Source organism: Actinomycetospora sp. NBRC 106375 (assembly GCF_030269665.1).
GTDB lineage: Bacteria > Actinomycetota > Actinomycetes > Mycobacteriales > Pseudonocardiaceae > Actinomycetospora.
The window spans coordinates 1-8,339 of the sequence record NZ_BSTS01000048.1; the positions used below are offsets into that span (position 1 = coordinate 1).

Here is an 8,339-nt window from a genome sequence, read left to right on the forward strand (position 1 = left end):
ACAGTTCCCGGACGAACACCTCTGCAGGCCGTGCCATCGCCCCACCTCCCGGGCGACAGCCTCCAACCCCTCAAGATCCTGATCAAGCCCTCGGTTACAGCGCCAACGTTCCTTGCCGCGGCACTAGTGGCCTCTCACGCGGTGACCGCAACCGCAACCGTCGCCTCGATCGGCTGCGTGCCCTGGTGCCGGTGTCGAACGCGGTGCTCGGTATCGACCTGGCCGACCGCAAGCAGGCGGCGGCGCTGACCGATCACGACTCGCGGGTGCTGGCCCGCCGCCGTTGTGGTGTGCCGGGCCTGGCAGCTGGGCCCACTGCTGGACTGGGCGCTCGAGCAGGCCCAGGCCGCGGGGTTCTCCTCGATCACGGTGGCCTGCGAGGCGACCGGACACCGCTGGCAAGTGCTCGAGAAGCTCGCCGCCGAACGCGGCCTGACCATGGTGTGCGTGCAAGGCCTGCTGGTGTGGCGGGCCCGCGAGGGCGAAGACCTGACCTGGGACAAGTCCGACCCCAAGGACGCGATGCTGATCGCCCGGCTGACCACCCAGCTACGCTGCTACGAGCCAGAGACCAGCGACGACACCTGGTCGCGTCTGCGTCAGCTCGGCGCGCGTCGCACCCGCCTGCTGACGGAGTCCACTGCCTGCGGCCAGCAGCTGCGCGACCTGCTGGAGTGCGTGTGGCCGGCGGCGCTCGAGGCCGCAACGCGACCGTTGGAGTCCGCGTCGTGGTGCGCGGCGATCACGGTCGTATTGCGGCGCGCCGAGGACGGTGACGTGGCCCGGGTCCGTCGGATGGGCGCGATCCGCTTCGCCTCGGCCGTGCGGCGGGAGCTGCCTGCGTGGGGCGTGACGAGGGTGTGCGGGCGCATCGTCACTGCGGTGTTCGCCGCGCTGGGCGACACCGTCGGGCTGGTCGGACACCGTCACGGCGCGCTCGAGCGCGCCGGGTTCGTCATCGAGGACTGGCGCCGCGTTCGCGCGCACCGCGAGGACGTCGAGACCCGCATGCTCGAGGTCCTCGACCAGCTCGAGCTCACCGCACTGGTCGCCACGATTCCCGGCCTGTCAGTGGTCGGCGCGGCCGCGGTGCTCGCCGAGACCGGCGACCCCTCGCGGTTCACCAGCCCCAGGGCGTTGGTCAAGCACGCCGGGCTGTGCCCCCGCGAGGACTCCAGCGGCGAACACCGCGGCCACTCCCGGCTCTCCGGGCGCGGACGGCGCGAGCTGCGCACGGCAGCGTGGCGGGCGGTGTGGGGCGCCCAGCACGCCAACCCGGTGCTCGCCGCCCGCTACGAGCACCTGACCACCCGCGAGCACAACCGACTCGCCGGCCAGCAGGCCCGCGCCGCCTGCGCTGCGACCCTGCTGCGCTGGCTGCACGCCGTCGTTGTTCGCCGTACTCCCTGGAACCGCGAGGTCGCCGCCGGTCTTCGGCCCGCCGTGACTGCTGCCGGTGGTCGTGGAGCTGCCGTTGCATGACCCGCGACGCCCGGCCCAGACCGCGACTCGACCCCCGAGGTCGGCGTCGCTGGGTGAGCGAGCTCCACACTCCCTGGGAGGCCCTGCAGGGACCTCGCCCTTGATCATGAGCAACTCGCCCGTCTGTTCCACCAAGCCCGATTTCGCGTTACCGAGGCTGGCGTTCGCGACTCCCGATCACCTGACGCCGAGACCTCGCTTCTCGCTATGCAGGGACGAACAGACCGGGCGAGGACCCCACACCGGCTGGGCTGGTCAGGCGCGCGGCCGGACCACGAGTGCGCCGCGAACGGCTATCAACGCGCACGGCTATCAAGAGGAAGGGGCAACCAGCTGGGGCGGCGCGAGGTCGCCCGGTGCTGAGGCGGCGTGTCCGCTGGTCAGCTCACCCGGGCTGCGGTGCTGGGTCGACGAGCGGGCACCACGATCTCGGTCAGGACTGCGGCGCCGAGTGCCACCCAGCACAGCTCCCACCCCGTGATGGCCCACAGCGCGAGCGGGGCCGGGGGACCACCCGAGGCGATGAGGGCAGGGGTGAGCACGACCAGCGACCACAGTCCGACCAGCATCGGGGTGAACCGGCGCCACCCGCTCCAGCGGCGAGCGCTCAGCACCGCGATCCCCGCCAGGATCAGGCCGATGGCGCTGAGCAGGGGCGCGACATAGAAAATCTGATCACCGACGTCCGGGCTGACCGGATAGATCAGCTCAGCTGCGACCAACAGGACCTGGCCGATGATCGCTGCACCCAAGCCGATCCGGGCGAGCCACCCACGCCCGGCTGCGCCGCTGAGCGCGACCGCGATCACCACGGCAAGCTCGCCGAGGTGGATAACGGCCTGTGCCAGGAACCCCCATGGGGGCTCCCAGCCGGTCAGCGCGCCGACGGCGGCGAACAACGCCGCAAGCACGGTGATCACCACGCCGACCAGCGCGAAGGTCCGGGTGGCGCGGAACGTGGGGTTCATGCTCACTCCTGGTGGCTGGCACAACGTCGCGGGTGGCGATCGAGGCCGCAGACGGCAGAAGCCGCAAGCTAAGACCGGCTGTTAAGGCAACCTTAAGACTGTGAGTGACGACGAGCGAGTACCGTCACCTGAACAGCCCAACAATACGGCGGCGCTGCTCGGGCAGGCCTACAGCCGCCTCGGCCACCAGATCGTCGACGGCGTGATCGCCGCCGGGTTCCCGCAGCGGCCAGCGCATTCCGGGGTCTTCGCCCACATCGACCTCGAGGGCACCCGGCTGACCGTGCTCGCCGAGCGCGCCAATATGACACCCCAAGCGATGAAGGACCTCGTCGACGACCTGGTCCGCCTCGGCTACGTCACCCGGCGCCCCGACCCCACCGACGGTCGCGCAAAGCTGGTGACCCTCACCGAGCGCGGCAGAGCCTGCATCGACGCCAGCGTCGAGGTCATCGCCGGCCTTGAGCGCCAGCTCGAAGCGCTACTGGGTCCCGAACACCTCGCGACCGTGCAGGACGCACTGACTCGCATCCTGCGCCACCACTGGTGAGCCATCGTCGGAACCTGACGCCGGACTGGCGTGCAACGCGCCGTGCCTCCAAGCCACATCCGCGATCAGTCAGACGCACAGGACTTCCGCTGCCAGCGGCTCAAGGCCGCATGGCCAAGAACCCCACGGAGCCGCCTTCGGCGGCGCTGTCTCCTATCGGGCCCGGAAGCTTGATCCGCCCGTCCCTCACCAGCAAGGGCATGCAGAACATCTTCGGGCCGCGCCGTATCGACGGCCCTACGGGCCGGCCGCTGCTGATCGTCGGGCGCGGCCCGAGAGATCTTCTGCTCTTCGACCCTTGCTGGTGAGCCTCCACGGGCGGACGCGGCGCCCCCGGGGCGAAGGCACAGAACGCCTTCGCCCGATGGGCACCGGGCCCGCCGAGGCACGGCCTACGTGAGATCACCTCTTGCGTTCGGCTTCTGACGTTGATCAAGGGCGCTGCGCGTCGCTGCGCGACCGGACTCCGCTGGCTCCGGCTGGCCCTTGACCGCGAGCCTCGGCGGCCCGCTCGGCGCCCTTCGGGCGGTGGAGGCGGCAAGCGCCTCCGCCCACCGCTCCGGGGCCCACCAGCCCCGACCCTTTCTCGGTCGGAGGCGATCATGACCATCCCGCCCACCCAGGACCCGCGCACCGATACCCGTACCGATGCCGAGCTGCTCGCGGACTACGTCGCAGGGGACGCCAATGCGCTTGCGGTGCTGGTGCATCGCTACCAGCGGCTGCTGCTGAGGCTGGTCCGGTGCGTGTCGTGGTCCGAGCCGGACCCGGAGGCCGTGGTGCAGGAGGTGTGGCTGCGCGTGCTCAAGAACGCGGCCACGTTCAAGGGGCAGGCGAAGGTGTCGACGTGGCTGCACCGCATCACGGTCAACGAGGCCCTCAGTGCCGCTCGGCGACGCCGAGCCAACCGCGCGACGCCGGTCGGTGAGCTGCATGAATCGCATGAGCAGCCGCACCGCGCCGAGGGGGGCGACCCGTCGTCGGCGGTGCTCGACCGGGAGCAGGCGGCGGCGACGCTGCCGGTGCTGCTGGCGATGCTGCCGCGCGAGCAGCGCCTCGTGCTCGAAGTGCTCTACCTCGACGGCCTGACCCACACCGAGGCCGCGGAACTGTTCGGGGTCTCGGTCGGCACGATCAAGTCCCGCGCTTCCCGTGCTCAGAGCGCGATCCGCGCCCTGCTCGCCGCCAGCCCGTCCCGGCAGGACCACCTCGGGCTTTGGGCCCGCAGCGCGCGCTGACCAGCCCGCGGCCCGGCGGCGCGAACGACCTGCCACGAGCGTGCCGCCGACGCGGGAGAATCGGAGAATCCAGGGAACGGGACACCTCGCGGCTGCGTCGAATCCGGCATGACGACCAACCACACCAGCCCGGACGCTCCTCCCCGCCCGTCGGACAGCGCCGGCCGCGACGAGCTCGCAGCGCTGTTCGCCGCCGCCCTCGAGGGCGACCGCAGCGCTGAGCGTGCCCTGCACCTGTGGGGCGGGTTCGACGAGAACGCGCGTCGCGCGTCCTGGGCCCTCCTCACGCCCACCCGTGAGACCGACGAGCCGATGCCGCCACATGTGCTGGCCAGCATCGACCGCATCGTGGCAGCGCTGCGAGACGCCACAGACCTATCCGCACCGTCCTCATGAGGGCCACCGTGACGCCGACTCACCATCAACCCTCTGGTCGGCCCAGCTGTCGTCAGAGATCGACTCTGACCGGTCGCCCGGGCCCGGGAACAGCGGCCATCCGGTTCGCCGGCTGCAGCTGCTAGTGATCGGTCAGGGGTCGCGAGGTCGGCGTCTGGGGCGCAGGCCGGTGCGGTCGGCGACCTGGTGGACCTCGTCGTCGGTGTCGTAGGCGGTGCGGACCCCGGAGATCGACATGCCGGCATGCTGCGCGAGGTCGGCCAGGGTGTAGGGGCGGGGCTCGACGAACTCGCGGGCGTAGGCCAGCAGCAGCCGCAACCGGGCTTCGGCCTCGAGTTGCTGTCGCCGCGCGGTGTCGATGGCCTCGAGCACCGGGTCCCCGGCCCCGTCGGTCTCGTCCCACCGGTGCGACCACCACTCCCGGTTCTCCTCGGCCGCGGCATGCCGGTCGCGCAGCACCTGCTCGCGGGCCTCGTCGAGCATCTCCGGCGGGTGTACGGAGTCGGGCTCGGGCAGCGGATGCTCGAGCGCGGCCAGGTGATCGAACACGTCCATTCCCATGACTGCAGATCCTACATACATTTGCGATCGCCGTAAAACAGTGCGATGGTCGGTGGTGGAGGTGGTCGGTGGTGGACGAGCTCGCGGTGGTGGGTCTGGACCTCACGACAGGTCTGGAGGTCAGCATCGTCGACGAGGCAGAAGTGCCGCGATGGCGACGCAAAGGCCACGTGGGAGACCGGTCGCTAGTGTGTCTGCACTGCCTCGACGGCACCGACGGACCGCCCCGGCGGGTGGCGCTGGTCGCGAAAGGCCGGATCGCCGGGCGGCGCCGAGCGCACTTCGCGCACCCGCCCGGCGAGGGCCCACCGGGTGGGATGCACCGCCCGGAGTCGGTGTGGCACGCCGCCGGTAAGCAGGCCCTCGCCACTTGGGCGCGGCGTCACCCGGCGGTGAAGTCGGCGCGGGTGGAGGCGTGGACCCGCGACGGGCGACGCCGCAGCGACGTCCGCATCCACCTCCACCCCACCGGCCGGCGCTCTGAGCACCTGGCGAGTGACGCAGCGGCGCCGAGACGGCGTCCCGGCCCAGATGGCCTGTTCGGCGTTGACGATCTGGCGGGGCCGGCGGTGGTGCTGGAGCTGCAGTCGGCATGGATCACCGACGACGAGTGGCGGCAACGCCACCAGGACTACCGCCGCCTCGGGATGGTCGATGTGTGGCTCTGGCACCACCGAGTCGGCGTGCCCGGCATCATCGCTGCCTACCACCAGCCCGGCTGGCTCTACGGCGACGACCGCGCCGAGCTCACCGCCGTCGTCGGGCGCGGACGCCCCCGCACCGGGCGTTGGTGGGAGGAGCGCGACCCCGCCGTGTACGGCACCCACTGGCCCGCGGGGCCGGGCGAGCGCGCCACCCTGCTCCCGATCCCCCTCGACAAGATCCAGCTCAGCGCCGCGGGGCTCTCCCCACCCGAGGAACGTCGAATCGCGTGGGCCACCGAGACCCGTACCGCCGCACGCGCCGCCGCCGATCGAACGGCACGCGACGAGGCAGTGGCCGCGCACCCCGCCGGATTGGGGCGGGGATCACGGCGCCGGCTCACTCCTGCGCTGCCCTGTGCCAACCAGGCCCCGCCTCACGTTCCGGGTCCTGTGTCGGGCCAGGTGCCGGCACCGCGGGCACCTGAGCAGACACTCGAAGCGCCGGTCCGGGTCGACGGGTGGGCGCCGGACTGCGACCCCTCGCGGCGGCGATACCTCTGCAACCCTTGCTCGCGGATCCTCACCATCGACCAGCTCGACACCCACCAGCACCACCACTGAGCACCCTCTTCGGGACCGACAGCGGATGCGGCTAGATATGGGCCCCGCGGGGCGCGGCACCTCTCCGGGCCGAGCTCGCGGCATGCCGTTTCGAGCCGTCGGCGGTGCCGCCAAGTGGACGCCGGGCGCGTGGAGAGGTGTCACCATTGGACTGTCGGCCCCGGACTTCGCCCCATCCCCCCGGGACGAAGCCCGGGGCCGGCGTCGACCACCGTGCCGACCGCCGGTGCAGCCCCCGCCTTGATGCCGGTGCGCAGAGCGCCGCACAGCTCGCTGGCCGGCACGAGAGCCTGCACAAGTGCTCCAGGACGCGGCTACTTCCGATGCGGCTGCAATGCGTTGCGCGGCACTCGCGATTCAGGGGGCTGCCGCGAGCGCAGGCGGTCGCGTGCCGGCTTCTTGCCCAGCCCCGCACCGCCCGACGTGCTGACGAGCATCGACTGCACCCTGGCGGCGCACGCCGACCCGAGGCGCCCAGGGTGACCGTCCTGGGACAGAGTGAATGACCGTGCAACCAGCGGCCATCCAAGATGTCCTTGCAATCCATGGATATCATGGATACGATGACCCCATACAACATCGGAGGAGATCATCGTGAGCACCGTCAAGCGAGCAACGCCCAACGGTTTGTGCTGGGACGACTGTGGAGGCGCCCCGAAGCCTGGCTCGTTCTTCCTGCCCGGCCACGACAAGCGCGCCGAGCGCTATCTGACCGCCATCGACGGTGCCTCGAGCATCGCAGACAAGCTCGCTGCCCGCGGTTATGTGCCCGGGCAGGGCAGCCTCCGTGCCGCCACACTGGCTAGCGACTCCACCTACGAAGAGTGCGGGCGTCGCACCCTCGATGGCAGCGATTGCCGCGTCATCGGGCGCGGAGCCGGCATGCGGCGGCACCGCGCGGACGACGATCAACACCTGCCCGCGGATAGCTGACGTCGGGTGAGGGGGGTGGCCGGTCAACGGAACTGCCTGACTAGCCGTCAGGTTCTCCAGCGATGCCTTTGGGCGCCGTGATTGATGTGCAGGTATAGAGATCCTGTTGACTCCCTATCCGTCGGGACCTGTGCGTACGTAACGAGATTCGGTCCGCTGACGACGGTGGCGATGAGGCTCAAGCAGGGGAAACGGAACAGGTCGGGGGAGACGGTGCTGATCAGCGAGGAGCACATCGCAGCTGCGTACGCGCAGTGGAGCAATAGGAACCGGCGCACGTGGGGAATGCTGGACGGCGAGTGGCTCGACGCGGTGCGGCATGTCGCCAGCGAGCTCGAGGACGTCGCCGAGCGCGGAAGCACAGTCACTTATGGGGAGCTGTGCGTGGGGACCTCGTTCGCGCGAGCTGAGCATTGGCACCACGTTGTGGCCGACGTGCTGATGGTCGTGGGGATCGCCTGCGACTTCGCGCAGCTACCGATGCTGACCGCGCTCGCCGTGAACAAGGATCACGGCACACCGGGCGGCGGCTTCTATGACGCCGCCCGGCATCTGGGAAGGCTCACGACACGTGGACGTGACGAGAGCTTCTGGATCAGCGAGATCAAGAAGGTACACCGACAGTGGGCCGCGGCCGGAGCCCGATGAAGCCCGCGGCGCGTCGGGCGCACTCCGCGAAATGAAGGTCCACATGGTCTGCGCGAAGAGGTCGAAGCCTGGGTCAGTCACTTGAACTGCCGGTCACGCCGTCGAGCGTCCCTCTGGCACGGCGGTCGGCCGGGGTGCTCACTCGCGTTGAGGGCGCTAACTGAAGCTCCCCACTCCTGCTAGATCTGTGAGTGTCGCTGCGGTGCTCCGGCTGGGAGGACCAGCAGGCTCGGTGCCGGTGATCTCGACGTGACTCGCGCTAGATCTGGCCGCTTCGGCGTGCCTTGAAGTTGACGTG

At 70.6% G+C, this 8,339-nt stretch carries 9 protein-coding genes; 7 read left to right on the forward strand and 2 right to left on the reverse strand.

Annotated features, from left to right (window positions below):
* Positions 1 to 288: 288 nt before the first annotated feature.
* Positions 289 to 1,482, forward strand: a complete 1,194-nt coding sequence (locus QSK03_RS32555; RefSeq protein WP_285659972.1) for an IS110 family RNA-guided transposase — start codon at positions 289 to 291, stop codon at positions 1,480 to 1,482.
* A 380-nt stretch (positions 1,483 to 1,862) separates the two neighbouring features.
* Here the strand turns inward: QSK03_RS32555 and QSK03_RS32560 are convergent, their stop codons facing one another.
* Positions 1,863 to 2,450, reverse strand: a complete 588-nt coding sequence (locus tag QSK03_RS32560) for a hypothetical protein (RefSeq protein ID WP_285659974.1) — start codon at positions 2,448 to 2,450, stop codon at positions 1,863 to 1,865.
* Between the two features lie 100 nt (positions 2,451 to 2,550).
* Here QSK03_RS32560 and QSK03_RS32565 point away from each other — a divergent pair, with 100 nt between their 5' ends.
* From QSK03_RS32565 to QSK03_RS32575, 3 genes are all read left to right on the forward strand, one after another.
* Complete coding sequence (locus QSK03_RS32565) at positions 2,551 to 3,000, forward strand: MarR family winged helix-turn-helix transcriptional regulator (protein ID WP_285659976.1); 450 nt, start codon at positions 2,551 to 2,553, stop codon at positions 2,998 to 3,000.
* Between the two features lie 602 nt (positions 3,001 to 3,602).
* Positions 3,603 to 4,238, forward strand: a complete 636-nt coding sequence (locus QSK03_RS32570; RefSeq protein ID WP_285659978.1) for an RNA polymerase sigma factor — start codon at positions 3,603 to 3,605, stop codon at positions 4,236 to 4,238.
* Between the two features lie 108 nt (positions 4,239 to 4,346).
* A complete protein-coding gene (locus QSK03_RS32575; RefSeq protein WP_285659980.1) occupies positions 4,347 to 4,634 on the forward strand; it encodes a hypothetical protein in 288 nt (95 codons plus the stop codon).
* A gap of 132 nt (positions 4,635 to 4,766) precedes the next feature.
* Here QSK03_RS32575 and QSK03_RS32580 read toward each other — a convergent pair whose 3' ends face one another.
* Complete coding sequence (locus QSK03_RS32580) at positions 4,767 to 5,195, reverse strand: hypothetical protein (protein WP_285659981.1); 429 nt, start codon at positions 5,193 to 5,195, stop codon at positions 4,767 to 4,769.
* Positions 5,196 to 5,266: 71 nt separating this feature from the next.
* Between QSK03_RS32580 and QSK03_RS32585 the strand changes: the two genes are divergently transcribed.
* From QSK03_RS32585 to QSK03_RS32595, 3 genes are all read left to right on the forward strand, one after another.
* Positions 5,267 to 6,460 carry a competence protein CoiA family protein gene (locus QSK03_RS32585; protein WP_285659982.1) on the forward strand — a complete coding sequence of 398 codons (1,194 nt, stop codon included), beginning with the start codon at positions 5,267 to 5,269 and terminating at the stop codon, positions 6,458 to 6,460.
* A 594-nt stretch (positions 6,461 to 7,054) separates the two neighbouring features.
* Positions 7,055 to 7,393, forward strand: a complete 339-nt coding sequence (locus QSK03_RS32590) for a hypothetical protein (protein WP_285659983.1) — start codon at positions 7,055 to 7,057, stop codon at positions 7,391 to 7,393.
* 213 nt (positions 7,394 to 7,606) lie between these two features.
* Positions 7,607 to 8,041 carry a hypothetical protein gene (locus tag QSK03_RS32595; protein ID WP_285659984.1) on the forward strand — a complete coding sequence of 145 codons (435 nt, stop codon included), beginning with the start codon at positions 7,607 to 7,609 and terminating at the stop codon, positions 8,039 to 8,041.
* Positions 8,042 to 8,339 lie beyond the last annotated feature (298 nt).

Bases quoted from the DNA above. Each gene is read 5' to 3' on its own strand.
- QSK03_RS32570 (WP_285659978.1), top strand. From the start codon at position 3,603: ATGACCATCCCGCCCACCCAGGACCCGCGCACCGATACCCGTACCGAT.
- QSK03_RS32580 (WP_285659981.1), bottom strand. From the start codon at position 5,195: ATGGGAATGGACGTGTTCGATCACCTGGCCGCGCTCGAGCATCCGCTG.
- QSK03_RS32575 (WP_285659980.1), top strand. From the start codon at position 4,347: ATGACGACCAACCACACCAGCCCGGACGCTCCTCCCCGCCCGTCGGAC.
- QSK03_RS32560 (WP_285659974.1), bottom strand. From the start codon at position 2,450: ATGAACCCCACGTTCCGCGCCACCCGGACCTTCGCGCTGGTCGGCGTG.